Here is a 26,045-nt window from a genome sequence, read left to right as displayed (position 1 = left end):
TCAGATTAACAACTTTAATTTGATAGAACGACTTCAGGGCTTTAGTCAATCTTTCTGAACGCAGGAGGTTGCATGTCCACGTCCCTAATTGCCGGTTTCGTAATGAGTTTTAGCCTGATTCTGGCCATCGGCGCGCAGAATGCCTTTGTCCTGCGGCAGGGTCTGCGGCGCGAGCATGTCTTTGTCCTTTGCCTGACCTGTGCCGTGTCCGACGCCATCCTGATCGCCGCCGGCGTTGCCGGGTTCGGAACGCTGGCGCAGGCCGCGCCATGGTTCGAAACGGCGATGCGTTACGGCGGTGCCCTGTTTCTGACGTGGTACGGCCTGCGCAGCCTCTGGTCGGCCTGGCGGGGTGGCGCGGCGATGGAGATCGGCGAAGGCCGCCGCACCAGCCTGCGCGCGGCCTTGCTGACGGTGCTGGCCTTTACCTGGCTGAACCCGCATGTCTATCTGGATACGGTTGTTCTGATCGGCTCGATCTCGGCGCAATATGACGACCGGCTGAGTTTTGCGATTGGCGCGATGCTGTCCAGCTTTGTCTTTTTCTTCTCGCTCGGATACGGGGCCAGAATTCTGTCGCCCGTCTTCACGCGCCCGCGCGCGTGGCAGGGTCTGGATGTGGGCATCGGGGTTGTCATGCTGAGTATTGCCGTCAAACTTGTTATCATGTGACGGGTTGTCCCTGCCGGGATTTCGGTGTTGAACCAATGCCATGACAACCTTTGCCGCCTCAGCCCGCCCGATTGCCGGTATGTTCTGGATGTTCACCGCCGGGCTGTCCTTTGTCGGGATGACGGCGATGGTCAAGTCGCTGGGCAATTCGATGGATCCGACTCAGGCGGCGTTCATCAGATATGCGCTGGGGCTGGTCTTTCTGCTTCCCATTCTGCGGACGATCATGAATACCCATCTGACACGCCGACACCTTGCCCTGTTCGGGATGCGCGGGATCGTCCATGCGCTGGCGGTGATGCTGTGGTTCTTCTCGATGACCCAAATCCCCTTGGCCGAGGTCACAGCGATGAACTACATGACCCCGGTTTACGTGACCCTGGGTGCGGCGCTGTTCTTGGGTGAAAAGCTGGCCTTCCGCAGAATAGCGGCGATTCTGGCAGCGTTGATCGGCGTGTTGATCATCCTCAGGCCCGGATTTCGCGAGGTTTCGGCAGGGCATATCGCCATGCTTGGAGCGGCCCTGATGCTGGGTGGGTCCTACTTGCTTGCGAAGCTTCTGGTGCGGGACATTCCGCCCTCGGTGGTGGTGGCGCATCTGTCGATCTGGGTCACGATCGCGCTGATCCCCTTTGCCGTGGCCGTGTGGGAAACACCCAGCCTGCATGATCTGGGGGTGCTGTTTCTGGTGGCCTGTTTCGCCACCGCTGGCCACTATTTCATGACACTTGCGCTTCAGGCGGCCCCAGTTGCGGTGACGCAGCCGGTCACGTTCCTGCAGTTGATCTGGGCGACCGTGATGGGCGCGGTGGTCTTCCACGAAAAGGTCGACATCTGGGTCGTCGCGGGCGGGACGTTGATTCTGGCCGCCGTCAGCTTCATCTCGTGGCGCGAGGCAGTGTTGAACCGCCGCGATCTGACGCCGCCCAGCATCGCGACCAAACTATAGGCGGCAGTCCCTGCGATACGTTATTGATTGACGAGTCAATAAAGATTCCCTAGCCTGTCTTTCCGTAAAGTCTGGTCAGGGGAGAGCGATGCCTAAAGTCGGAATGGAGCCGATCCGCCGCGAAGCAATCGTTCGGGCGACGATCGCAGAATTGGGCGTGCAGAAATCGCTGGATGTCACCGTCAGCCAGATTGCCAAACGCGCGGGCATGTCCAGCGCGCTGGCCCATCACTATTTCGGCGGCAAGGATCAGATTTTTCTGGCCGCGATGCGCCAGATCCTGTCCGATTTCGGCGATGAGGCCAGAAGCGAGCTAAAAGCCGCCGCGCCAAATGAACGGGCGCAGGCGATCATCCGCGCCTGTTTTGCGCCCTCGTGCTTTACCCCGGATGTGATCGCAGCATGGATGACCTTTTATGTGCTGGCGCAAACCAATGATGACGCGCTGCGCCTGTGGCAGATTTATCAGTCGCGCATTCGCTCGAACCTGATCTGCGCCCTGCGCCCCATGATCGCCGATCCGGTCGAGGCGGCGGAAAACATGATCGCGATGATCGACGGGCTCTATATCCGCGCCGCGCTCAGCGCCCCGGAAGAGCCGCAACTGGCCGTGAACCACGCGATGCGTGTCCTAAACACTCTGCTCGAGGCTGGAAAATGACAAAACCGAACATTCTGATCCTGATGGTGGATCAGCTTAACGGAACCCTCTTTCCCGACGGTCCCGCAGACTGGCTTCATGCGCCGAACCTGAAGAAACTGGCGGAAAGGTCGACCCGATTTGCCAACGCGTATACCGCCTCGCCGCTGTGCGCGCCGGGCCGGGCCAGCTTCATGTCGGGCCAGTTGCCCTCGCGCACCGGGGTCTACGACAACGCCGCCGAGTTCCGCAGTGACATTCCCACCTATGCCCACCACTTGCGCCGCGCAGGGTATTACACTTGTCTGTCCGGCAAGATGCATTTCGTCGGCCCCGATCAGTTGCACGGGTTCGAGGATCGCCTGACCACAGATATCTATCCCGCCGATTTCGGCTGGACGCCGGACTATCGCAAACCGGGTGAGCGGATCGACTGGTGGTATCACAACATGGGTTCGGTGACGGGCGCGGGCGTGGCCGAAATCTCGAACCAGATGGAATATGATGACGAGGTCGCCTACAACGCCAAGGCCAGGCTCTACGATCTGGCCCGCGGCAAGGACGATCGCCCATGGTGCGTGACCGTCAGCTTCACCCACCCGCACGACCCTTACGTGGCGCGCCGGAAATACTGGGACCTCTACGAGGATTGCGAACACCTGCTGCCCGAGGTCGGGGACCTCGGCTACGACAATCAGGACCCGCATTCGAAGCGGATTTTCGACGCCAATGACTGGCGCAGCTTTGACATCACCGAAGAGGACATCCGCAAATCCCGCCGCGCCTATTTCGCCAATATCTCGTATCTCGACGACAAGATCGGCGAGATTCTCGAGGTGCTGGAAACCACCCGGCAAGAGGCGATCATCCTCTTCGTCTCGGACCACGGCGATATGCTGGGCGAGCGCGGGCTGTGGTTCAAGATGACCTTCTTCGAAGGCTCCTCGCGCGTGCCGCTGATGATCTCGGCGCCGGAGATGCCCGCCGGTCGCATCGACACGCCGGTCTCGACAATCGACGTGACCCCGACACTGGGCGCGCTGGCGGGCGTAGACATGGCCGAGATCGCACCCTGGACCGACGGCGAAGACCTTGTGCCGCTGGCGCAGGGCATTGAACGCGCCGCGCCGGTCGCGATGGAATACGCGGCCGAGGCGTCATACGCGCCGCTGGTGTCGCTGCGCTATGGCAAGTGGAAATACAACCGCTGCGCGCTGGACCCAGATCAACTGTTCGACCTGCAGGCCGACCCGCACGAACTGACCAACCTTGCGGACAAGCCCGAACATGCCGGAACCCTGCAAACCCTGCGCACCAAGTCCGAGGCGCGCTGGGACCTCGACCGGTTCGATGCCGATATCCGCGCCAGTCAGGCCCGGCGCTGGGTCGTGTACGAGGCGTTGCGGCAGGGCGGTTACTACCCATGGGACTACCAGCCGCTGCAGAAAGCCTCGGAACGCTACATGCGCAATCACATGGATCTGAATGTCGTCGAGGAAAACGCCCGTTTCCCGCGCGGCGAATAACTTCTTCATCTTTTCAAAAATTACTCCCGCCGGAGGCGATGAGATTTTTTCACCTAAAATCTCGGCCCGCGGGTTAAGGAGACCCGAGAATGGAAGCAGATTTCGTCATTGTTGGTGCCGGATCCGCCGGTTGCGCGATGGCCTATCGCCTCAGCGAAGCCGGTGCGTCGGTGCTGGTGATCGAACATGGCGGCTCGGATGCCGGCCCGTTCATCCAGATGCCCGCAGCGCTAAGCTATCCGATGAACATGTCGATGTATGACTGGGGATACCGGTCCGAGCCCGAACCGCATCTGAACCACCGCGAACTGGCCTGCCCGCGCGGCAAGGTGATTGGCGGATCCTCTTCGATCAACGGGATGGTCTATGTTCGCGGCCATGCCCGTGATTTCGACACCTGGGCCGAGATGGGGGCCGATGGCTGGTCCTATGCGGATGTGCTGCCCTACTACAAGCGGATGGAGACCTGGCACCATGGCGGTCACGGGGGCGACGCGGCGTGGCGGGGCACGGATGGCCCCTTGCACGTCTCACGCGGCCCGCGCGAGAACCCGCTGTTTCAGGCCTTTGTCGATGCGGGCCAGCAGGCAGGTTATGAGATCACCGGCGACTATAACGGCGAAAAGCAGGAAGGCTTTGGCCCGATGGAGCAGACCGTCTGGAAAGGACGGCGCTGGTCGGCGGCGAATGCGTATCTGAAACCCGCGCTGAAGCGCGAGAACTGCGATATCGTCCGTGGTCTGGCCGCGCGCGTCGTGATCGAGAACGGGCGCGCGACCGGGGTGGAACTGATGCGGGGGGGCAAAAAAGAAGTCATCCGCGCCCGGCGCGAGGTGGTTCTGGCGGCCTCGTCGATCAACTCACCCAAGCTGCTGATGCTGTCGGGCATCGGCCCGGCGGCGCATCTGGCTGAGCATGGGATCGACGTGGTTGCCGACCGTCCCGGCGTTGGCGCGAACCTTCAAGACCATCTCGAGCTTTATATCCAGCAGGCCTCGCTGCAGCCGATCACGTTGTACAAGCACTGGAACCTGCTCAGTAAAGGTCTGATCGGGGCACAGTGGCTGTTCACCAAAACCGGTCTTGGCGCCTCGAACCAGTTCGAAAGCGCGGCTTTTGTGCGGTCGAAGCCGGGGGTGGAATACCCTGATGTTCAGTATCACTTCCTGCCCATGGCCGTGCGCTATGACGGACAGGCGGCGGCTGAAGGGCACGGGTTTCAAGCCCATGTCGGACCGATGCGATCGCCTTCACGCGGGGCGGTCACGTTGCGTTCGGCCAGGGCCGAGGACGCGCCGGTGATCCGGTTCAACTACATGAGCCACGAACAGGATTGGGAGGATTTCCGCACCTGCATCCGCCTGACGCGCGAAATCTTTGGTCAGGACGCTTTCAAGCCTTTTGCGGGCAAAGAGATTCAGCCGGGGGCAGAGGTTCAGACCGATGAGGAACTGAACAGCTTTATCGCCGAACATGCCGAAAGCGCGTATCACCCCTGCGGCACCTGCCGGATGGGCCGGGCCGATGACCGGAACGCGGTGGTCGATCCCGAAGGGCGGGTGATTGGCGTGGAAGGGCTGCGCGTCGCGGACAGTTCTGTCTTCCCGCAGATCACCAACGGCAACCTGAATGCGCCGTCGATCATGGTGGGCGAGAAAGTGTCGGATCATCTGTTGGGCCGGGACGCCCTGCCCAAAGCCAATGACCGCCCGTGGATTCACCCGGCCTGGGCCACCGCCCAGCGTTAACCTTTCTTAACAAGTCCCGTTGAATGCGCCCGCCTTCGGGCGCATATCGGGGGTATGTTAAGATTTTGTTTGGTTTTTGTTCTGGCTTTTCCCGCTGTTGGCTTTGCCGCTGACGTGCTGGACGGTCCAGTAGATGTCATCGACGCGGATACATGGGACGTCGGCGGCATCCGGGTCCGCTTGCATGGCATAGATGCGCCGGAACTGGATCAGACCTGCCGGGATGAAAATGGCGCTGTCTGGCCGTGTGGCGCTTGGGCGACCTCGGTCGTGCAAGAGCGGTTTCAGGGCAAAACGGCCCGTTGCACACCGCTGGATCGAGACCGCTACGGCCGTGTCGTCGCGCGGTGTCAGATTGGTGGCGTGGATGCGGGCAGGCATTTGGTTCTGGACGGTCTGGCCTTTGCGTATCGCAAATACTCGGATGATTACGTGGCCGCTGAAAACGCTGCCATGTCCCGATCAGCCGGATTGCATGCCTCGCAGGTTCGGTTGCCGTGGGTGCATCGGGCGTCCGGTCAGACGGTATCTCAGCCCTGCCGGATCAAGGGCAATATCTCGTCCAAGGGCGAGAAAATCTATCACGTGCGGGGGCAGCGCTATTATTCGAAAACCAAGATCGACGCTCGCAAGGGCGAGCGCTGGTTCTGTTCCGGGGCTCAGGCTCGCGCCGCCGGATGGCGGGCGGCCAAGCGCTGAATTCCCCTGATTTCGCAGGTCATTTGATGCGGGTCAAAGTGACATTCCGGAAATGCCATTACCATTGATTTGCAACGATAAATGAAGGAGCGAACAGGAATGTCCCACACCCCGCATGAACTGGCCGAAGAATTCCCCGACAAGGTCGAACTGATGAGCCAGCTCAAGCAGTCGGACGCGCATTTTGCCCGTCTGGCCGACGAATATCACGAAGTCAATCGGGTCGTGCACAAGGCCGAAACCAATATCGAGCCGATGGAAGAACTGGCCGAGGTTGAACTGCGCAAGAAGCGGGCGGTTCTCAAGGATCAGATCTGGGCGATCTTGTCCAAGGCCTGAACACAGGGCGGGGGCTCTGCCCCCGTCGCGGCAGGCCGCGACTCCCCCGGGATATTTTCAGACAGGTGAAGATCAGGTGACTTCGTAAGGCAGGGTGCCGCGCGTATGGGTGTCGATTGTCAGGCGTCGTTCCAGCGGCGGAACCGAGCGCTGGTGGCAGGTTTGCCGTTCGCAGATGCGGCACGAAATGCCGATGGGCTCGTAGGCGCTGGCGTTATTGATGTCGAGGTTATCCGCATAAACCAAAGCAGGCGCGTGGCGGACCTCGCACCCCAGCGCAATCGCGTAGCGCCGGACAGGTGCGCCGAACGACCCGCCCGATTTCGACACATCCCGCGCCAGTGAGATATAGCGCACCCCGTCCGGTGTCTCGGCAAGTTGCCGCAGGAAGTGACCCGGGGTTTCAAAGGCGCGGTGCACGTTCCACAGCGGGCAGGCCCCGCCGAAGCGGGCGAATTGCAGGCGTGTGGCCGAGTGGCGTTTGGTGATCGTGCCCGCTTGATCGACACGCACGAAGAAAAACGGAATGCCCTTTGCGCCGGGTCTTTGCAGCGTGGACAGCCGATGGGCGACCTGTTCGATCGAGGCACCGAACCGGTTGCTGAGCAGTTCCAGATCATGCCGGTCTTCCTGCGCGGCGGCCAGAAAGGTGGCATAGGGCATCAGCGATGCCCCCGCAAAATAGTTGGCCAGACCGATTTTGGCGATGGATCGCGCCTCGTCGCTTTGGAATTTTGCGAAGTCCAGTGTTGCCTCAAGCAGCTGGTCCTGACGGATCAGCGCTACCTGCAGCAGCAGTTGGAACACCTGTGTCTGTGGCGCGGCGCGCGAGGACAGGCGTAGGATTTTGCCCTCGGCATCATAGCTGCGCAGGGCGTCCATATCCGAGAACATGACCTGAATGCCGCGCTCGGACAGGCCGTTCAGCGCGGCCTCACGGATACCGCCCGAGCCGTCAGCACGTCTGGCGAACAGTTCGGCGGCGCGATCGACCGCATCGATGTAGTTGTCGCAATAGTGGAAGAAATCGCGCACCTCCTCCCACGGGCTGGCCTGAATGCGGGCGTCTTCGCGGCCCAAAGCCTCGTCCAGTGAGGCGAGGCGTTCATGGGTCTGGCGGTAGGTCCGGTGCAGTTCGATGAAGGCGCGCGCTAGGGCGGGGGCGTTCGAGGCGGTCAGGCGCAGGTCGGCAAGCGGCGGGATGGCATCGGCAAAGACCGGATCGGCCAGCGCCTCGCGCATGTCCGACACCAGACGTTCGCTGTCGCCGGTGCTGAGCTCGGTGACATCCATGCCGAACTCTTGCGCCAAAGCCAGGACCACCGTGGTCGAGATCGGACGGTTGTTGTTCTCCATCTGGTTCAGGTAGGGCAGCGAAACGCCCAGCTTGGCCGCGAATTCCTTTTGGGTCAGCGTCAGACGGGTGCGCATCTCGCGCAGCTTCGCCCCGGCATAGAGTTTTTGGGTGGCCATCGGGTGCCTTTGCAACTTTACCTTGGGCGCAGGCTAACTTTGCAAAGCCCCGAGGGCAAGCGCTGTCAAAGCCCCAGTTGACGCTCGCGCCAGACAACAACGGCAATCGCGCAAATGGCAAGGACGGCAGTTGCAAGCATGAGCCACAGCAGCGGCATGGCGCCGGTGTCTTTGGTCAGCAATGCGCCGGCCAATGCGCTCAGCCCTGCGCCGCCGCCCAGCATAATCGCCCCGCTCAGCCCGGATGCCGTTGCCGCCAGATGCGGGCGCACCGACAGCGCGCCCGAGGTGGCGTTTGGAATGGTCAAACCGTTGCCGATGCCCACAAAGGTCATGAGGCCGAAGAAGCTGAGCGCGCTGCCCATCCCGGCCAGAAACAAAACGGTCGAGATCGCTACGCCCGCAGCGTTCAGCCAACATCCCCAATACACCATCCGGTTTACGCCAAAGCGAACCGAATACCGTCCGCTGACGAAGTTGCCGAAAAAGTAACCGACGGCCGGTGCGCCGAAATAGATGCCGATTTCGACGGCGCTGAGGCCGAACATCTCGGTGCCGATAAACGGCGCGCCGCCGAGATAGGCAAAGAACGCGCCGGACGAAAACGCCGATGACAGCGAATAGCCCCAGAACCGCGGAGAGGTCAGCAACTCGGGGTATTCCCGAAACTGCTGCAAAAGGGTCTTGCCGCTTTTGGCCGAGGTTTCTCCGAAATCGGTGAAGGTCAGAAAAAGCGCCAGCGCGCCAACCGCGAAGGGCAGCCAGAAATTGGCTTTCCAGCCGAAGGCTTCCTCGAGCACGCCACCGATGGCCGGGCCGATCATCGGGACCACCGCCATGCCCATCGTCACATACCCGATCATCGAGGCGGCCTGGTCCTGATCATACAGGTCGCGCACTGCGGCGCGGCTGAGCACAATGCCGACCACGACAACGGCCTGACACATTCGGAAGGCCAGAAAAACCTCGGCATTCGGGGCGTAGATGCAGCCCAGGGTCGCCAGCAGAAACAGCGACAGCCCCCACAACAGAACGGGTCTACGCCCGGCCTTGTCCGCAATCGGGCCGATCAGGATCTGCAGGGCGGCGTTCACCAGCAGATAAAGGGCGATCGACAACTGCATGACCTTGTAGTCGGTGTTGAAATGCAGGGCCATGTTGGGCAGGCTTGGCAGGAACAGGTTCATGCTCAGGGCGGACAGCCCCGACAGTAATACAAGTGTGGTGATTGTGGGCGGTGTACGGTGAACCGAGGACAAGCTGAACTGCATGGTTCACATGTATAGCCAGCGCGTTTGTGAAAGCCAGTCACCTCGGTCGTATCAATTCGAAACTTAGCAAGTTTACACTTTTCCTTAGCCGTCTTGCTAAAGGTTTGCAAATTTGCGGAAAACTGCTTTGGGGTCCAGGGCGGAACGGGTAGGGTCCGCTCAAATTTCAAAGGGGATTATCGCCATGAAAGACATCCTTTCCGAGCTTGAAGACCGCCGCAACGACGCCCGGCTGGGTGGCGGGCAAAGGCGGATCGACGCGCAGCATTCGCGTGGAAAGCTGACTGCGCGCGAGCGGGTCGAACTGCTGCTGGATGAGGGCAGCTTTGAAGAGTTCGACATGTTCGTCAGCCACCGCTGCACCGAATTCGGAATGGAAAAACAACAGCATGCCGGGGATGGTGTCGTCACAGGCTGGGGCACGATCAATGGCCGTATGGTCTATGTGTTCAGTCAGGACTTCACCGTTTTTGGCGGTTCGCTGTCTGAAACCCACGCGCAGAAGATTTGCAAGATCATGGATATGGCGGTGCAGAACGGTGCGCCGATCATCGGCATCAACGACTCGGGCGGGGCGCGAATCCAGGAAGGTGTCGCCTCGCTGGCCGGATATGCCGAGGTGTTTCAGCGCAACATTACCGCCTCGGGCGTGGTGCCGCAGATCAGTGTGATCATGGGTCCCTGTGCGGGCGGCGCGGTGTACAGCCCGGCGATGACCGACTTCATCTTCATGGTCAAAGACTCTTCCTACATGTTCGTGACTGGCCCGGACGTGGTGAAAACCGTCACCAACGAGGTCGTGACGGCTGAGGAGTTGGGCGGGGCGTCGACCCACACCAAGAAATCCTCGGTCGCTGATGGCGCGTTTGAAAACGATGTCGAGGCGCTGGCCGAGGTGCGGCGTCTGGTGGATTTCCTGCCGCTCAACAATCGCGAGAAACCTCCGGTGCGTCCGTTCTTTGATGAACCGGACCGGGTGGAAACGTCGCTGGACACTCTGGTGCCGGACAACCCGAACACGCCTTACGATATGAAAGAACTCATCACCAAAGTGGCGGATGAGGGCGACTTTTATGAAATTCAGGAAGACTTCGCCAAGAACATCATCACCGGCTTCATCCGGCTGGAAGGCCAGACAGTCGGTGTTGTCGCCAACCAGCCGATGGTGCTGGCCGGGTGTCTGGATATCGACAGCTCGCGCAAGGCCGCGCGGTTCGTGCGCTTCTGCGACTGTTTCGAGATTCCGATCCTGACATTCGTGGATGTTCCGGGCTTTCTGCCGGGGACGCAGCAGGAATATAGCGGCGTGATCAAGCACGGTGCCAAGCTGCTTTATGCCTATGGCGAGGCGACGGTGCCAAAAGTCACCGTGATCACCCGCAAGGCGTATGGCGGTGCCTATGTGGTTATGGCGTCCAAGCATCTGCGCGGCGATTTCAATTATGCCTGGCCGACCGCCGAGATTGCGGTGATGGGTGCCAAGGGCGCGACCGAGATCATTCACCGCGCGGATCTGGCGGATGCAGAGAAAACGGCGCAGCACGTCGCGGATTACGAGGATCGTTTTGCGAATCCCTTCGTTGCCGCCGAACGCGGCTTTGTTGACGAGGTGATCATGCCGCAGTCGACCCGCCGCCGCGTATCCCGAGCGTTTGCGAGCCTGAGGGGCAAGCAGTTGAAGAACCCGTGGAAAAAGCACGACAATATTCCGCTGTAATCCCGTTTGGGGTGGCGCGTGCCGCCCCGATTCAATCCCGGAAAGGTCAAGTGGGCTGTTAAGAAAAAACCTCGGACTGAGGCATATTTGACAACGGCCGCCAAATAGTTGAATGATCCGTCCCGACAGACATAGAACTGCGCAGGCCAACAGCACTGCGCGCGCGACCCCGGAAGGAGGAGCCCGCCATTGGTGGGTCCGGGGTTGCGCCACATGTCTGGTGCTTTCGGTTCTCGGTTCCACTGCGTCGGCTCAGGCTCTGCTGCCTGTCCCTTCGGGGCAGCCGGTCGAACTGACCGACGTTCTGCTGGACAACAACCCCGGAGAGCTTTGGCTGCGGTTCCGCTTTGTCGCGCCGAAGATCGGCGCATCGGTCGGGCGGATCGGCTATGACGTGGCCTCGAACGACATGGAGCATTTGTGCCAGACGCTGGCGGTTGCCTATGTCGCCGAGCACAAGCTCGAGCCTGCGCTTGTCGTGATCTCGCTGTCCGACCGTCCGGTGGAATTTGGCGATGCCGCGCCGGATGCGACACAGTTTTTCGAAGCCTACCGGTTGGATCAATCCGGATGTATCTGGGAGGGGCTCTGACCGTGAACAACAGTTTTCATGCTGTCAGGGCATCTCGGACCAGCGATGCGGCTTTGGAGGTACGCGCTATGCCCTCATCCCCAAACGGATGCGACTTTATTGTTCCCATGAATGTGTCGGCGACAGGGGGGGCGGTATGCTGAAGCATCGCGGATTCCCCGGACGTTTGCCCGGCACGGATTATCAGTTCACCATTCGCCGCGCCAATCCCAAGGGCGTCACGCCACTGACCCGCCGCGAACGGTTTCGCGACCGCAAACCGGCGGACCGGCGCGCGGATGTGGCGTTCTTTGAGGCGCTGTGGGAGCATTTCGGCGACCAGCCGTTCGAGCGGGGCAATCTGGATGCCGGCCGGCTGAGCTGGCTGTTCGGGCGCGAGGTTGTACCGGCCGAAGACCCCTTTGATCCGGCCAGTTACGACGCGCTGCTGGTGATTGACCCCGATGCGGCGCGGCAATCCTTCCCCGATATCTTCGACAGGATGGGCTGAGCGTGAACGCGGCTGCCGCATATCATCGCGCGGGGACTGCCCTGGCGAAGACCCCGCCCCACAGGGGGCAGGGTCGCGTTATGCGTTCAGAAGTTCAGCTGCGCCGCAACCTGAACCCGGCTGCCGTCGAAATTCTGACCCGAGATCGTGTCGTTCCTTTCGCCATAGATGTACTCGGCGCTCAGCGTCAGAGTCTCGGTGGCCTGATAGAAGGCGTTGACGTGGATCGTCTCAAGCTCGGTGAAGGACAGCGTACCAGTCGAGGTCGGAAGATCGTAATCTTCGTAGCCGTAAGAGATGCCGACGTTCCATTTCTCGCTCACCTGCTGACGGAACTCGACGGTGAAACCATCGACATCATTGGCCTGACCGCCGACAACCGCGTCGCCGAGGCCGATCAGGTAGGGGCCCAGCGCCTCACCGGTCACGTAGTTGACCTGAAACAGGCCACCTTCCCACGGGCGGATCGAGCCCGACAGGGTCAGACCGGTCTGATCAACCTCGACACCGCCGCCTTCGGCTTTGCCATACAGGATGGCGCCGCGGGCGATATAGGTTCCGTCATTGTATTCAGCCGAGGCCGTGAGCACCGGGTCGTCCGAGTTCGAGCCGCCGACATTTTCCTCGATCGAGAGCGCGAACTCGGCATTGCTGCCGATTGTGTTGGTGTAACGTACCTGCGGAACACGGGCGAAGGCGATACCCACCGGACCGTTGAATTCTACCGAGGTCGGATAGGTGTCCAGCGGCTGGAAGTTGGTCCAGAACTGGCCGATCAGCCATTCGTCGCCGATGCGGATATTGGCGTGGCGCAGGCGCAACTCGGCAGCACCGCCGCCTGCAAACAGGTCAAGCTCCAACTGGCCGCCAATGTCACCGATGGCGCTGGGCGTGGTGGTCAGCAAACCGATCCGCGACTGGCGGACGGTGGCACCAAAGGTACCGCTTGTGGCAGCCGAGGGCTCTCCGATCACGTTCACGAACGCAGTGTCGCCCTGGTCGAAGTCGAAATCATAGAAGAAGTCGGCTTTGACGTAGCCATACACTTCAAGCGAGGTGTTTCCGATCCTGAAATCACCGGGGGTCGAGCCCGGTCCGACGGATTCCAGCGCCTCGATGCGAAGGCGCAACTCCTCCAGTTCGGCCTGAGTTCCCGCGTCTTGGGCAAAAGCGAGCGTGCTGGTCACACTAAACGCCGAGGCGGCAAGCAGAGTTGCCTTTTTTCTCTTTATAATCATGTGGATGTTTCCTTGTGTGCGAGTGTGCACAGGCAAAATTTCACGCAAATGTCAGCAGGGGAAATCACGAGAACGGGACAAAAACGGGCTGTTTTTTCAAGGAAAATTGCATTGGAATCGCCGGTCCATCACCGCTGGGTGAACAGATCGGTTAACCTTATGCATGGCAATGGAACTTTCACGGCAGGGCAGACCGGGTATCGTGATGCTGCATGTGCGAAAGATGGTGCCGCGGGCGACGTTTGTAACAGGAAAGTGACAGATCAGACTGTCTGCATGCGCTTCGACCCCAAAACCGTTGTCGGCGCGAAGTTGCGCGGAATTCAGCCGAATGGGCGGTTTCCAGCCGGAAAATCCCGTGGAAACAATACAGTGTTTGCGGCTTCGATTGTGCTGTGCATTCTGTCTAAGCCGTGCGGCTCTACTTTGCCTGCGTCGCACATGCACCTACTATTCCGTACCCCTTCCTTCCGCGGGCAGGCTTGTGTTCCCCACAATGTCCTGTCCGCGTTTTTCTTTGCGTGCACCTTGCGCCCGGACTGGCGTAATCCTGCGCAAATCCCGTTCTTTCGGCCCGTGTTATTGAATAACAAGGGCCTGTTCCTGCAAGTGCCTGTCAGTGAATCAAGAAACCTGAAGGGGCAGACAACATGCAATTCTCACGACTCATCCTTGCCGTTGCGACCTGCGCGGGCCTTGCCGCCTGTGGCGACACCACGGGCGAGCAGGCGATTCTGGGCGGCGGCGCAGGCGCGGTTGGGGCAGCGGTCCTCAACGCCGACCCGCTGTTCGGCGCGGTCGTCGGGGCTGCGGGCAACGTGCTCTACTGCAAGACGCAGAACAGCTGTAACTAATCCGAAGTTTTCCGGGGCGCGCGCCGTCCCGTCCGTCATCGCGAACAACGCCGTCGTGGGGTCATGCCCTGCGGCGGCGTTTCGCGTTTCCAGAACACCAAGCCAAAGGACGTTTCATGTTCAATAAGATCCTGATCGCCAACCGGGGCGAGATCGCCTGCCGGGTCATCAAGACCGCCCGCAAGATGGGAATCGGCACCGTTGCCATTTACTCGGACGCGGACAAGAACGCTCTGCACGTGTCGATGGCGGATGAGTCCGTGCATATCGGGCCGCCGCCCGCGAACCAGTCCTACATCGTGATCGACAAGGTGATGGATGCGATCCGCCAAAGCGGCGCGCAGGCGGTGCATCCGGGCTATGGCTTTCTGTCCGAAAACGCGAAATTCGCCGAGGCGCTAGAGGCCGAGGGCGTCGCCTTTGTCGGCCCCCCGAAAGGCGCGATTGAGGCGATGGGTGACAAGATCACCTCGAAGAAAATCGCGCAGGAGGCGGGCGTTTCGACGGTTCCCGGCTATATGGGGCTGATCGAGGACGCCGATGAGGCGGTCAAGATTTCGAACGAAATCGGTTATCCGGTGATGATCAAGGCCAGCGCCGGTGGCGGCGGCAAAGGCATGCGCATCGCATGGACCGATGAAGAGGCGCGCGAGGGCTTCCAGTCGTCCAAGAACGAGGCTGCGAATTCATTCGGCGACGACCGGATTTTCATCGAGAAATTCGTCACTCAGCCGCGCCATATCGAGATTCAGGTGCTCTGCGACAGCCACGGCAATGGCATCTATCTGGGCGAGCGCGAATGCTCGATCCAGCGCCGGAACCAGAAAGTGGTGGAAGAGGCGCCGTCGCCCTTCCTCGACCCCGAAACCCGCAAGGCGATGGGCGAGCAGGCCGTGGCACTGGCCAAGGCGGTTGGCTATGCCAGCGCCGGGACGGTGGAATTCATCGTGGACGGGGAAAAGAATTTCTACTTCCTTGAGATGAACACCCGCCTGCAAGTGGAACACCCGGTCACCGAGTTGATTACCGGCGTCGATCTGGTCGAACAGATGATCCGCGTGGCCGCAGGTGAGCCGCTGTCGATCACGCAGGATGACGTGACCCTGACCGGCTGGGCCATCGAAAACCGTCTGTATGCCGAAGATCCCTATCGCGGCTTTCTGCCCTCGATCGGTCGTCTGACCCGCTATCGCCCGCCGCAGGAAACCGCGGCCGGTCCGATGCTGGTCAACGGCAAATGGCAGGGGGACGCGCCCGAAGGCGAGGCCGCCGTGCGCAACGATACCGGCGTCTATGAGGGCGGCGAGATCAGCATGTATTACGACCCGATGATCGCCAAGCTCTGCACCTGGGCCCCAACCCGAGAACAGGCGATTGAGGCGATGCGCGTGGCGCTCGACAGTTTCGAGGTTGAGGGGATCGGCCACAACCTGCCGTTCCTGTCGGCGGTGATGGATCATCCGAAATTCATCAGCGGCGACATGACCACCGCCTTCATTGCCGAGGAATACCCGGAAGGCTTCGAAGGTGTTGAACTGCCCGAGCCTGACCTGCGCCGTATCGCGGCGTCCTGTGCCGCGATGCACCGCGTGGCCGAGATTCGCCGCACCCGTGTTTCGGGCCGGATGGATAACCACGAGCGTAAGGTGGGTAAGCGCTGGGTCGTGTCACTGGAAGGTCATGAATTCGCTGTTCAGGTCAACGCCGACAAAGAAGGCGCAACCGTCAAGTTTGAGGATGGTGTGACCCTCCGCGTGGCGTCGGACTGGACACCGGGCGATCAACTGGCCGTTTTGGACGTTGATGGCAGCCCGCTGGTTCTGAAGGTTGGCAAGGTTGCAGGCGGCTTCCGCATCCGCAACCGGGGAGCCGACCTCAAGGTGCTGGTACGCCGCCCGCGTCAGGCAGAACTGGCCAAGCTGATGCCCGAGAAGCTGCCGCCCGATACCTCGAAAATGCTGCTTTGCCCGATGCCCGGCCTGATCGTGAAAGTCGATGTCGAAGTGGGGCAGGAGGTGCAGGAAGGTCAGGCGCTCTGCACCATCGAGGCGATGAAGATGGAAAACATCCTGCGCGCCGAGAAGAAGGGCAAGGTTGCCAAGATCAATGCGGGCCCCGGCGATAGCCTCGCCGTGGACGATGTGATCATCGAGTTCGAATGATCATGACTGCGCTTTTGTCATATCGCTTTGCGGCTCCGGCGTTCTGCGCCGGGGGTCTGCGGCGTGGCGAAAGCGTTCAACCGCCCTCGCGCCGGTCGCGAATTTCGCGTTCGCGCAGGGGGGTTTTGTCGATGGACCTGCCGATTTCGCGCACGCTCCACGGGCTGGGCTTGCGCAGTTTGACCACGCCGTCCTTGTCGACGAACACCATCTGGAACCCGCGCGGGCGCAGCTGGGACCGGATCGCAGACCGGGCCGACGGATCGGTATCGGTCAGCACCACCACATCCCGGTCCCGCATTGCGGCTTCGCCCTCGAGCAGCATATCGATCTGCTGCTGGAATCTGGGATCAGCCGGGGTATCCGCAAAGACCACAATGGGGCGATGGGTCCACAGAAACTCGCTGAGCTCACTGTCGCCGACCGGACGGACAAAGGTGTCCTCGGCAGGCGCAGCCCCGTCGGCGGCCAGAGCGGCCAGCGGAATTAGTGCCGAGAAAACAAAGGCAAGCATTCGGGTCATGGGGCCTCCTGTCCCGTTGAATATAGCCCCTGCGCGCGCGAATGCGACCGGCGAATTGCGCAATGCGCTCAAAAATTCGCGCGGTGGCCTGCGAGGCGGGACCCGGATCACATCCACGCGCAGGCCTTGCCCTGCCGCGAACCGAATTGACAAGAGGAAGACTCTATGACCGACACAAGTGACTGGCGCGCGCTGGCTGAGAAAGAACTGCGCGGACGGCCATTGGATGATCTGACTAAAGAAACGCTCGAAGGGATCGACGTTAAGCCGCTTTATACGCAAGCGGACACGGCTGATCTGCCCCATATGGGCTCGCTGCCCGGGTTCGGGCCGTTTACGCGGGGCGTGAAGGCCACGATGTATGCGGGGCGACCGTGGACGATCCGCCAATATGCGGGCTTTTCGACGGCCGAGGAATCGAACGCCTTTTATCGCCGCAATCTGGCGGCTGGTCAGCAGGGCGTCTCGGTCGCCTTCGATCTGGCAACGCACCGCGGCTACGACAGTGACCACCCGCGCGTGGTCGGCGATGTGGGTAAGGCCGGTGTGGCGATTGACAGCGTCGAGGACATGAAGATCCTGTTCGACGGCATCCCGCTGGACAAGGTTTCGGTCTCGATGACCATGAACGGCGCGGTAATTCCGATTTTGGCAAGTTTCATCGTGGCGGGTGAGGAGCAGGGGCACGACAAGTCGGTCCTGTCGGGCACCATTCAGAATGACATTCTGAAAGAGTTCATGGTGCGCAACACCTATATCTACCCGCCGGACCCGTCGATGAAGATCATCTCGGACATCATCGAATACACCTCGAACGAGATGCCCAAGTTCAACTCGATCTCGATTTCCGGCTATCACATGCAAGAGGCTGGCGCGAACCTGGTGCAGGAACTGGCCTATACGCTGGCCGACGGGCGCGAATATGTGCGGGCCGCGACGCAGGCGGGGATGGACGTGGACAAATTCGCCGGGCGGCTGTCCTTCTTCTTTGCCATCGGCATGAATTTCTTCATGGAGATCGCCAAGCTGCGTGCCGCACGTACGCTCTGGCATCGGGTGATGACAGATTTCGGAGCAAAGTCCGAGCGGTCGAAAATGCTGCGGACCCATTGCCAGACTTCGGGCGTGTCTCTGCAGGAACAGGACCCCTATAACAACGTGATCCGCACCGCTTATGAGGCGATGAGCGCCGTTCTGGGCGGCACGCAAAGTTTGCACACCAACGCGCTGGACGAGGCGATTGCCCTGCCCACCGATTTCTCGGCCCGCATCGCGCGGAACACCCAACTGGTGCTGCAGGAGGAAACCGGCGTGACCGATGTGGTCGATCCGCTGGCCGGGTCCTATTACATCGAAAGCCTGACCAATGAGCTGGTCGAAAAGGCCTGGGCCCTGATGGAAGAGGTCGAAGAGATGGGCGGCATGACCAAGGCCGTCGCCAGCGGCATGCCCAAGCTGCGGATCGAGGAAAGCGCGGCGCGGCGTCAGGCGATGATCGACCGGGGCGACGAGGTGATCGTCGGAGTCAACAAGTATCGCAAGGAACAGGAAGACCTGATCGACATTCTGGACGTCGACAATGTCGCCGTGCGCGAGGCGCAGGTCGCGCGTTTGGAACGTATCCGCGCCACGCGGGACGAGGGCGCATGCCAACAGGCACTGGACGCCCTGACCACCACCGCCCGCGAGGGTGGCAACCTGCTGGCCGCCGCCGTCGAGGCCGCCCGTGCCCGCGCATCCGTAGGAGAGATCAGCATGGCAATGGAAAAGGAATTCGGCCGCCACCGCGCCGAAGTGAAAACGCTGGCCGGTGTCTATGGCGCGGCCTACGAAGGCGACGAAGGCTTTGCCGCGATCCAGAAATCCATCGAAGATTTCGCCGAGGCCGAAGGCCGCCGCCCCCGTCTGCTGGTCGTGAAAATGGGGCAGGACGGGCATGACCGGGGGGCCAAGGTCATCGCAACGGCCTTTGCCGATATCGGCTTCGACGTGGATGTGGGCCCCCTGTTCCAGACCCCTGCCGAAGCGGCGCAGGATGCGGTGGACAACGATGTGCATGTGGTCGGGATTTCCTCGCAGGCGGCAGGGCACAAGACCCTTGCACCGCAACTGGTCGAGGAACTCAAGAAGGCCGGGGCCGAGGATATCATCGTGATCTGCGGCGGGGTCATTCCGCAGCAGGATTACCAGTTCCTGTATGATCACGGCGTCAAGGCGATCTTTGGGCCGGGCACAAATATTCCCGAGGCGGCACAGGATATTCTGCGTCTGATCGGCGAGGCGCAGGCGTAAAGCGGGGCGGGGGCCTTTTCGCCCCTTTCTTCGCCTTGCGGTACATTCTCTCCCGAAGGCATTTCCAAACAGAAGAAGGGCGCGGCTGAGGCTTGCGCCCTTTTGCCTTGCGGGTAGGGTTGCTGGGATGGAGGGCCGAATGGAACTGGATCATATCGCGGTGGCTGGGACTACTCTGGAAGAGGCAGCGGCGCATGTGGAAGCGGCGCTTGGGGTCAGGTTGCAGGCGGGTGGAAAGCACGAGAAATTCGGAACCCATAACCAGTTACTCGGCCTGAAGGACGGGCTGTATCTTGAGGCTATCGCCATTGACCCCGATGCCCCCAACCCCAAGCGGACAAGATGGCTCGATCTGGACCGGTTTCAGGGCCTGCCCCGCCTGACCAACTGGATTTGCCGGGTCAGCGACATTGAGGCCTCGCTATCGATGTTTCCCGATGGCACCGGGCAGCCCATTGATCTGAGCCGGGGTGCGTTGCGGTGGCGGATGGCCGTGCCTCCGAATGGCCGGTTGCCGTTCGACAACCTGTTTCCTGCTTTGATTCAGTGGCAGGGCGACCTGCATCCCGCGCAAATGCTGCCGGACAGCCTGTGCCGGTTGCGCCGCTTGGTGGTGTATCACCCCGATGCCCTGACACTGGCGCGGCAATTGGGTGAACTGGACTATGTGGTGTTCGACACCGGCCCCGCCGCCTTGCGGGCGGAATTCGAGACACCGCATGGCTTACGCGTGTTGGAATGAGCATTCGTCAGGCGCAGGTTGGGGATGCGACCGCCATCGCGCAGATCACGAACGCGATCATTCGCGATACGCTGGTGACATTCACGACGCAGGAACGCAGCGAAGACAGCATCGCAGATGATATCCGGTCGCGTGGCCCCGGCTATCTCGTTGCTGAGTTGGACGGGCAGGTGGCGGGCTTCGCCACATACGGCCCGTTCCGCGCCGGTCCGGGCTATGCCCAGTGCCGCGAACATACGATCCAACTGGCCCCCGACGCGCGTGGTCGTGGTTTGGGACGGGCTTTGATGGCGGCGCTGGAGGCTTCGGCCCGTGCAGAGGACGTACATGTTTTTATCGCCGGGATTTCGTCAGCCAACCCCGATGCCATAAGGTTTCACGCGGCGCTTGGCTTTGCCGAAGTGGGCCGGATGCCCGAGGTCGGGTGCAAATGGGGTCAGCGCCTGGATCTTGTGCTGATGCAGAAAATTATTGTGCCCAGGTGATCTGTCGCACCTGACAGTCCCGGATTGGAACGCTAGGGTACGCCCATGTCGATCTGGACCCGCATATCCGATGCGCTGAGCGCGCTGGCCCAAGGCGAAAGCCTTACCGCCGTTTTCGAAAAGCTGCGCTCGCCGCCCGAACGGTCGGTGGCGTTTACCATCGCGGTGATCGCGCTGGGTGCGAAAATGGCCAAGGCCGACGGGCAGGTGACGCGGGATGAGGTCACGGCTTTTCGCGACGTTTTCCAGATCGCCCGCGAGGACGAAGAGGGCGCAGCGCGCGTTTTCAACATGGCCCGGACCGACGTTGCCGGGTATCAGGACTATGCCCGCAAGATCGCCCGGATGTTCAACGAGGACAGCACCACGCTCTGCGATCTGATGGAAGGTCTGTTCCACATTGCGATGGCCGACGGCTTTTACCACCCCAACGAAAACCAGTTTCTGGAGGATGTCAGCCGGATTTTCGGTCAAACAGACGCTCAGTTTCAGGCGTTGCGGGCCCGGTTTGTACCGGACGCGCCAAAGGACCCCTATACCGTTCTCGGTGTGCCGCATGACATGCCGCTGCCCGACATCCGCAAGGTCTGGCGGCAACTGGTTCGTGACACCCATCCCGACGCCATGATGGCGCGGGGCGTGCCCGAGGAAGCCATTCGGTTGGCCGAGAAAAAGATGATCGATATCAACCGCGCCTGGGACGAGATCAACGGCGCGCGGGCCTGATCGGATGCGGCTGGCGACCTACAATATCGAATGGTTCGCCAACCTGTTCGACCGGGATGACAGGCTGATCGTGGATGACAGCTGGTCCGGTCGGCACGATGTGACAAAGGCACAGCAGGTCGAAGCGATTGCCAAGGTTCTGACCGCGATTGACGCGGATGCGGTTCTGATCGTCGAGGCCCCGAACACCGGAAAACGTCAGAATACCGTCAGGGCGTTGCAGGCGTTTGCCGAGGCGTTTGGTCTGCGCACCTCGAACGCGATCATGGGTTTTCCCAATGACACGCATCAGGAACTGGCGCTGCTATATGATCCAAACGTTCTGACCGCGCGCCATGACCCGCAGCAGGATCAGAATGCGCCCCGGTTCGACGGCGAATTCCGGATCGATCTGGATGTGGACGCGACCGAGGATGTGGTGCGGTTCTCTAAACCTCCGATGGAACTGGCGGTGGAAACGCGGGCGGGGTTCGCGTTCCGCCTGATCGGTGCGCATCTGAAGTCCAAAGCGCCGCACGGGGCTGAAAGCCGCGACGAAGCGATCCGTATCTCGATCGCCAACCGGCGCAAGCAACTGGCGCAGGCGATCTGGCTGGCCCGCCGGGTCGCGGCGCATGTGGCGGCGGATGAGCCCGTGGTCCTGTTGGGCGATCTGAACGACGGGCCCGGTCTGGATGAGTTCGAACATCTGTTCGGGCGCTCCTCGGTCGAGATTGTGCTGCAGGCCGGGCTGTTTGACCCCCACGCGGTCACGGCGCACGGCCCGCGTCCGGGGTCTGTGCCGTCGACGGCGCGGTTTGCGAGGCCGAAAGAGGGCAAATATCTCGAGGCGCTTCTGGATTACATAATGGTCACCCAAAACCTGCGCGCGCGCCGCCCGGCCTGGCGCATCTGGCATCCGTTTCGTGACACGGACTGCTGGTCCCGGCCCGAATTGCGGGATGCGTTGCTGACCGCCTCGGACCATTTTCCCGTGACGCTGGATATCGATCTGTGATCTTTCAAGCGCGCCCCGGCTGGCCTATATTTTCAGCATGAGACATGTCCTGATGATCGGCGCGGTTTCCGCCGCCCTTGCCACGCCCGCCTTCGCCGAGGAAGACAGCGGCAAATCCCTGATGGAGCAGGGGGCCGAACTGTTCTTCGAAGGCCTGCGGGAAGAGATGTCGCCCACTCTGGAGGAACTGCTTGGGCTGGCGCAGAAATTCGGTCCGGCCATGCAGTCATTCTTTGAAGAAATGGGGCCCGCACTGGCAGAGCTTGCCGGTGAGATCGAAGACTGGAGCGTCTACGAGGCACCCGAAATTCTGCCCAACGGTGATATCATCATTCGCAAAAAGCCACCCCAGGAACCATTGGACGAACCAGATCAGGCCGAAGAGGCCCCCGATGACGGTCTGACCGACATTTAAGCCGGTTCAGCCTTTGATGATCACCCGGGTTTCGGATTTCAGGGTGCTGGCAAGGGAATTCAACCGCGCTTCGGCAACCTCGTTGAACAAGGGGCCAGCGGCTTTGGGCAGGAACAGATCAAGCTGTCGTCTTTTTGGATAGAACCGCATCCGCCCCATATTGGCGTCGTTGTGCATCCACAGCATCGCCCCGAACCGCATCGCCTTGCCCAGAACCTCGGCCTGTTTCTGCCCGTGCTCATCCAGCAGATCATACAGTTCGGTGAACCGGTTGCTCTCGCGTTTGTTGCGGTAGCGGTGTTGCAGGGCCAGACCGATAAAAATCCGCTCAGCGTGTTTCAGCCCGCCCAGATTGGCGCGCGTCACGTTGTCAAAGCAGACCTCGGCCCGGTAATCGGGATGGGCGCGCCAACTGACGTCGTGCAACAGGCAGGCCGCCTTGATCAGTCGAACCCGCGCCGGAGGGGCGGATTTGAACAGGGGCATCACAAACTCGAACAGGTGGCGGCCAAACCCCGGCAGACGGGCGTCTTTGGATTCGGAGAACCGGCTTGCCTCAATCAGCGGGTCGCGGTCGCGCAGCTCGGGCGACATCTGTTCGTATAACAGACCCTCGCGGATACCGTAGCTTGAGATTGCGATATCCTTGGGTTTGAACGTCCGGATCAGACGGGCCAGAACATCCATCGCATAGGGGATCAGCGCCATGCGCGAGCTCGAGACACCGGCGTTGCTGCGCAGCTTGTCGTGGTCGTTGGCTTCGATGAATTTGATGGTTTGGTGCACCTGCTTGGTGGTCATGCGGTATTCGTGCAGCACGTTCAGCGGATATCCCCGGCGCAGCATGTCCAACCGCGCAAAGGCGCGCCAACTGCCGCCGACAAGGAACAGACGGTCCCGCTGCTTTCCCATATTGTCGCGCAGCTCTTCCATCGTGGATTTGATATGCGCCTTGCGGGCCCGCCGCCCGCCCTTGATGTCGCGCAGCTTGAGCGGACCAAGGGGCGAGGTCATGCGCCGGCCCACCTCTCCATCTGCGATTTCGGCCAGTTCCATTGACGACCCGCCGATATCGCAGATCAGGCCATAGGCTCCGGGCCAGCCCAGCAGAACGCCCTGAGCGGACAGCCGGGCCTCTTCCTGACCATCGATGACTTGTACCTGAAGGCCGGTTTCGGCCTCGACCTGCTTGCAGAATTCGGGGCCGTCCTTTGCTTCGCGCACAGCCGCAGTGGCCACCACATGCAGACCGGGCAGGTCCAGATCGCTGGCAAGTCGCTGGAACCGCCGCAAGGCCGCCAATGCGCGGTCCCGCCCCGTAGGGTTCAGGCGCCCGGTTTCCGACAGGCCCGCGCCCAGTTCGCACATGACTTTTTCGTTGTAGAAATAGGCGGGCGAGCGGGCTGCGCCGTCAAAGATCACCATCCGGACCGAGTTCGACCCCACATCGACAACCCCAACGCGCGACAGCGCCCTGACCCCCGGGTCATCAAACAGAGGTTTTCCGAAAGGCCCCCAATCGGGAATGTCGGCTTTGACGGTCTGTTCCATGTCGTTCCCAGATGATCCGGCCACAGGATGCGAAATCGCAGGTTGCGGGTCAATCATTCGTATTATCCTTATTGGGATCGGCATTCAGAACCCGGACCGCCAGCGCACGGGTGATGTCGCGTTTTTCCGACAGCGCCAGATGATCCAGCTGCGCGACCACATTGGCAGCGGTTTCGAAGCGGCGATCCATATGTTTGACCAGATAGGCGATAACCTCGGGGCCGGGATTGAGCTGCCGGTCCAGAAACAGCTTCGCCAGCACCGCCCCCAACAGCGCGTCGTCGGGCGGATCAAGCGCAACATGATGCGCGCCTTCGACCCGGCTTTGCAGATCGGCCAGCGGCAGTTGCCAGAATTTCGGAACCAAGCGCCCGGTCATCAGCAGGGCATGCCCCTCGGCCAGAATCAGATTGTGCAGGTGGAACAGGGTTTTCTGCTGTTCCATGTCATCGGCAATTGCAGGCACGTCCTCGACCGCGATTGGCGTGCGGCACAGGTCGGGCACATCCTCGTGGCGCAGGTCGGCGGCATTGATGATCCGGCCGCCGGTTTCAGCCGCCCAGACATGGGCCAGATGGGTTTTGCCTGCGCCCGCCGGGCCGGTCAGCACCAGCTTGTTGCCGGGCCACGAGGTCGCCGAAATCATCGCCACCGCCAGCGCGTTGGCGGGCGAGACGAAAAAATCCTCTCGGCCCAGCGCGGTCTTGGCTGGCAGATCAAAGCTAAGCTGTCGGGCCATTTACGCGTCTTCCTGATCCTGGTCTTCCAGACCGGTATAGAGACGGCTGTCCAGATACAGCGAGGTCGCGAACCGCGCCAGAACGCCTAGTGCGGCGGCCACCGGTACGGCGACCAGCATGCCGACAAAGCCAAACAGCGCGCCAAACACCGACAGCGCCAGCAGCAGCCAGACCGGGTGCAGACCGACGGAACTGCCGACCAGCTTGGGTGTCAGGAAGTTGCCCTCGGTCACCTGACCCAAGGCGAAGATACCGGCCACCAGCCCCACATGGGCCCAATCGCCCCAGAACTGGAACAGCGCCAGCCCGATGGCCAGCGTGCCGCCGATCAATGCGCCGAGATAGGGGATGAAGGTCACCAGCCCGGCGATGAACCCGACGATCAGGCCAAATTGCAGGCCCACCAGCATCAGCGCCACGGCATAGTAGGTCCCGAGGATCAGGCAGACCGTCCCCATGCCGCGCACGAACGAGGCCAGAACACCGTCAATCTCACCCGCCAGCCGTTTGATGGTGGGGGCGTGATCGCGCGGCAGAAGCTCTCCGATCCGGGCGATCATGCGGTCCCAGTCCAGCAGTAGGTAGACTGCAACGACCGGAACGATGACCAGCAGGACAACTACGTTGATGGCCGACCCCAGCGAGGTGACAACCGATTGCAGCACATCGCCGGTTTTGGATTTCAGCGTGTTGCCCAGCGACACCAGAAATTGGTGAGAGCTGGATTCGCGGTCCAGAATGGAGGGGAACTGTTTTTCTATAAAGGCGCGCAGCTCTTTGAACAGGCTGGGCATCACATCGATCAGGTCGATCAGCTGCGTGATCAAAGCGGGCACGACCGCCAGGATGCCAACCACAAAGCCCAGCACGCCGACAACGGTGATGATGCCGGTCGCCGCCATGCGCGACAGGCCCAGATTTTCCAGCCGATCCGCGACCGGGTCCAGGAAATAGGCAATTGCGCCACCGATCACAAAGGGCAGCAGGACATCGCCAAGTGCCCACAGGATCAGCACAAAGATCGCCGTAGCGATGCCCCAATATCTGAGCTGATCCTTTACAGGCAAAGCCATGTCCGTCCCCTTGTTCAGGCGCTTTCAGATGTTCTTGGCCCAAGGGGCGGACCGATGCAAGCGGTTCATGAGGTTGATTTCCGTAGTGGTGGATTTGCGGCGCGGCGGCTCCGAATGGCCGCATCTGAAAT

The 26,045-nt window shown here is 61.2% G+C and carries 25 protein-coding genes; 18 read left to right on the top strand and 7 right to left on the bottom strand.

The window, feature by feature from the left end; all coding sequences use genetic code 11:
• Nucleotides 1-72: 72 nt before the first annotated feature.
• The 7 genes from ACR0K1_RS10180 to ACR0K1_RS10150 all read left to right on the top strand — a co-directional run bounded on the left by ACR0K1_RS10180 (nucleotide 73) and on the right by ACR0K1_RS10150 (nucleotide 6,573).
• On the top strand, nucleotides 73-672 hold the full coding sequence (locus tag ACR0K1_RS10180) for a LysE/ArgO family amino acid transporter (RefSeq protein WP_480850424.1): 600 nt from the start codon (nucleotides 73-75) through the stop codon (nucleotides 670-672).
• Between the two features lie 40 nt (nucleotides 673-712).
• A complete protein-coding gene (locus tag ACR0K1_RS10175; RefSeq protein ID WP_480612880.1) occupies nucleotides 713-1,621 on the top strand; it encodes a DMT family transporter in 909 nt (302 codons plus the stop codon).
• Nucleotides 1,622-1,709: 88 nt separating this feature from the next.
• Nucleotides 1,710-2,282, top strand: a complete 573-nt coding sequence (gene betI, locus ACR0K1_RS10170; protein WP_480612882.1) for a choline-binding transcriptional repressor BetI — start codon at nucleotides 1,710-1,712, stop codon at nucleotides 2,280-2,282.
• The gene (gene betC, locus ACR0K1_RS10165; protein WP_480612884.1) at nucleotides 2,279-3,787 is read left to right on the top strand and encodes a choline-sulfatase; all 1,509 of its coding nucleotides are present in this window, start codon (nucleotides 2,279-2,281) and stop codon (nucleotides 3,785-3,787) included. Before betI ends, betC begins: the two co-directional genes overlap by 4 nt.
• 89 nt (nucleotides 3,788-3,876) lie before the next feature.
• Complete coding sequence (gene betA, locus ACR0K1_RS10160) at nucleotides 3,877-5,535, top strand: choline dehydrogenase (protein ID WP_480612886.1); 1,659 nt, start codon at nucleotides 3,877-3,879, stop codon at nucleotides 5,533-5,535.
• Between the two features lie 54 nt (nucleotides 5,536-5,589).
• On the top strand, nucleotides 5,590-6,234 hold the full coding sequence (locus tag ACR0K1_RS10155; RefSeq protein ID WP_480850421.1) for a thermonuclease family protein: 645 nt from the start codon (nucleotides 5,590-5,592) through the stop codon (nucleotides 6,232-6,234).
• 99 nt (nucleotides 6,235-6,333) lie between these two features.
• The gene (locus tag ACR0K1_RS10150) at nucleotides 6,334-6,573 is read left to right on the top strand and encodes an HP1242/YdcH family protein (protein ID WP_480612890.1); all 240 of its coding nucleotides are present in this window, start codon (nucleotides 6,334-6,336) and stop codon (nucleotides 6,571-6,573) included.
• A gap of 72 nt (nucleotides 6,574-6,645) precedes the next feature.
• Here the strand turns inward: ACR0K1_RS10150 and ACR0K1_RS10145 are convergent, their stop codons facing one another.
• Together ACR0K1_RS10145 and ACR0K1_RS10140 are read right to left on the bottom strand one after the other, a co-directional pair.
• Complete coding sequence (locus tag ACR0K1_RS10145; RefSeq protein ID WP_480612892.1) at nucleotides 6,646-8,046, bottom strand: helix-turn-helix domain-containing protein; 1,401 nt, start codon at nucleotides 8,044-8,046, stop codon at nucleotides 6,646-6,648.
• Between the two features lie 65 nt (nucleotides 8,047-8,111).
• The gene (locus tag ACR0K1_RS10140) at nucleotides 8,112-9,317 is read right to left on the bottom strand and encodes a multidrug effflux MFS transporter (protein ID WP_480612894.1); all 1,206 of its coding nucleotides are present in this window, start codon (nucleotides 9,315-9,317) and stop codon (nucleotides 8,112-8,114) included.
• Nucleotides 9,318-9,501: 184 nt separating this feature from the next.
• On the opposite strand from ACR0K1_RS10140, the gene ACR0K1_RS10135 reads away from it, so the two are divergent.
• From ACR0K1_RS10135 to ACR0K1_RS10125, 3 genes are all read left to right on the top strand, one after another.
• Nucleotides 9,502-11,034, top strand: coding sequence for an acyl-CoA carboxylase subunit beta (locus ACR0K1_RS10135; RefSeq protein WP_480612896.1), 1,533 nt, complete (start codon nucleotides 9,502-9,504; stop codon nucleotides 11,032-11,034).
• A gap of 220 nt (nucleotides 11,035-11,254) precedes the next feature.
• Nucleotides 11,255-11,626 (top strand): DUF6497 family protein, encoded by a 372-nt coding sequence (locus ACR0K1_RS10130; protein ID WP_480850418.1) that lies wholly within the window; start codon nucleotides 11,255-11,257, stop codon nucleotides 11,624-11,626.
• Between the two features lie 136 nt (nucleotides 11,627-11,762).
• Entirely contained in the window at nucleotides 11,763-12,116 is a 354-nt protein-coding gene (locus ACR0K1_RS10125; RefSeq protein WP_480612899.1) for a hypothetical protein, read from the top strand.
• A gap of 86 nt (nucleotides 12,117-12,202) precedes the next feature.
• Here ACR0K1_RS10125 and ACR0K1_RS10120 read toward each other — a convergent pair whose 3' ends face one another.
• Complete coding sequence (locus ACR0K1_RS10120; protein ID WP_480612901.1) at nucleotides 12,203-13,354, bottom strand: DcaP family trimeric outer membrane transporter; 1,152 nt, start codon at nucleotides 13,352-13,354, stop codon at nucleotides 12,203-12,205.
• A gap of 650 nt (nucleotides 13,355-14,004) precedes the next feature.
• On the opposite strand from ACR0K1_RS10120, the gene ACR0K1_RS10115 reads away from it, so the two are divergent.
• A complete protein-coding gene (locus ACR0K1_RS10115) occupies nucleotides 14,005-14,208 on the top strand; it encodes a hypothetical protein (protein ID WP_480612903.1) in 204 nt (67 codons plus the stop codon).
• 116 nt (nucleotides 14,209-14,324) lie between these two features.
• Nucleotides 14,325-16,370, top strand: a complete 2,046-nt coding sequence (locus ACR0K1_RS10110; RefSeq protein WP_480612905.1) for an acetyl-CoA carboxylase biotin carboxylase subunit — start codon at nucleotides 14,325-14,327, stop codon at nucleotides 16,368-16,370.
• A 76-nt stretch (nucleotides 16,371-16,446) separates the two neighbouring features.
• Here the strand turns inward: ACR0K1_RS10110 and ACR0K1_RS10105 are convergent, their stop codons facing one another.
• Nucleotides 16,447-16,893, bottom strand: coding sequence for a DUF4174 domain-containing protein (locus ACR0K1_RS10105; RefSeq protein WP_480612907.1), 447 nt, complete (start codon nucleotides 16,891-16,893; stop codon nucleotides 16,447-16,449).
• A 165-nt stretch (nucleotides 16,894-17,058) separates the two neighbouring features.
• Between ACR0K1_RS10105 and scpA the strand changes: the two genes are divergently transcribed.
• From scpA to ACR0K1_RS10075, 6 genes are all read left to right on the top strand, one after another.
• On the top strand, nucleotides 17,059-19,185 hold the full coding sequence (scpA, locus tag ACR0K1_RS10100; protein WP_480850415.1) for a methylmalonyl-CoA mutase: 2,127 nt from the start codon (nucleotides 17,059-17,061) through the stop codon (nucleotides 19,183-19,185).
• A 139-nt stretch (nucleotides 19,186-19,324) separates the two neighbouring features.
• A complete protein-coding gene (locus tag ACR0K1_RS10095; protein ID WP_480850413.1) occupies nucleotides 19,325-19,927 on the top strand; it encodes a VOC family protein in 603 nt (200 codons plus the stop codon).
• Nucleotides 19,924-20,412: an N-acetyltransferase family protein gene (locus tag ACR0K1_RS10090; protein WP_480850411.1), complete on the top strand. Its 489-nt coding sequence runs from the start codon at nucleotides 19,924-19,926 to the stop codon at nucleotides 20,410-20,412. Before ACR0K1_RS10095 ends, ACR0K1_RS10090 begins: the two co-directional genes overlap by 4 nt.
• A 45-nt stretch (nucleotides 20,413-20,457) precedes the next feature.
• Nucleotides 20,458-21,138, top strand: coding sequence for a TerB family tellurite resistance protein (locus ACR0K1_RS10085; RefSeq protein WP_480612915.1), 681 nt, complete (start codon nucleotides 20,458-20,460; stop codon nucleotides 21,136-21,138).
• A gap of 4 nt (nucleotides 21,139-21,142) precedes the next feature.
• On the top strand, nucleotides 21,143-22,135 hold the full coding sequence (locus tag ACR0K1_RS10080) for an endonuclease/exonuclease/phosphatase family protein (RefSeq protein WP_480612917.1): 993 nt from the start codon (nucleotides 21,143-21,145) through the stop codon (nucleotides 22,133-22,135).
• A gap of 37 nt (nucleotides 22,136-22,172) precedes the next feature.
• Nucleotides 22,173-22,550, top strand: coding sequence for a hypothetical protein (locus ACR0K1_RS10075; protein ID WP_480850409.1), 378 nt, complete (start codon nucleotides 22,173-22,175; stop codon nucleotides 22,548-22,550).
• 6 nt (nucleotides 22,551-22,556) lie between these two features.
• On the opposite strand, the gene ACR0K1_RS10070 is transcribed toward ACR0K1_RS10075, so the two are convergent.
• Genes ACR0K1_RS10070 through ACR0K1_RS10060 form a run of 3 tightly spaced genes read right to left on the bottom strand, consistent with a single transcriptional unit; the run spans nucleotide 22,557 to nucleotide 25,914 of the window.
• Nucleotides 22,557-24,101, bottom strand: a complete 1,545-nt coding sequence (locus ACR0K1_RS10070; protein WP_480613324.1) for a Ppx/GppA family phosphatase — start codon at nucleotides 24,099-24,101, stop codon at nucleotides 22,557-22,559.
• Between the two features lie 49 nt (nucleotides 24,102-24,150).
• Nucleotides 24,151-24,840 carry a P-loop NTPase family protein gene (locus ACR0K1_RS10065; RefSeq protein WP_480612921.1) on the bottom strand — a complete coding sequence of 230 codons (690 nt, stop codon included), beginning with the start codon at nucleotides 24,838-24,840 and terminating at the stop codon, nucleotides 24,151-24,153.
• Entirely contained in the window at nucleotides 24,841-25,914 is a 1,074-nt protein-coding gene (locus ACR0K1_RS10060; protein ID WP_480612923.1) for an AI-2E family transporter, read from the bottom strand.
• Nucleotides 25,915-26,045 lie beyond the last annotated feature (131 nt).

Source organism: Ruegeria sp. F5, from assembly GCF_056533845.1.
Note: the sequence above shows the minus strand (reverse complement) of the source record. Positions and strands in the feature narration are given on the sequence as shown.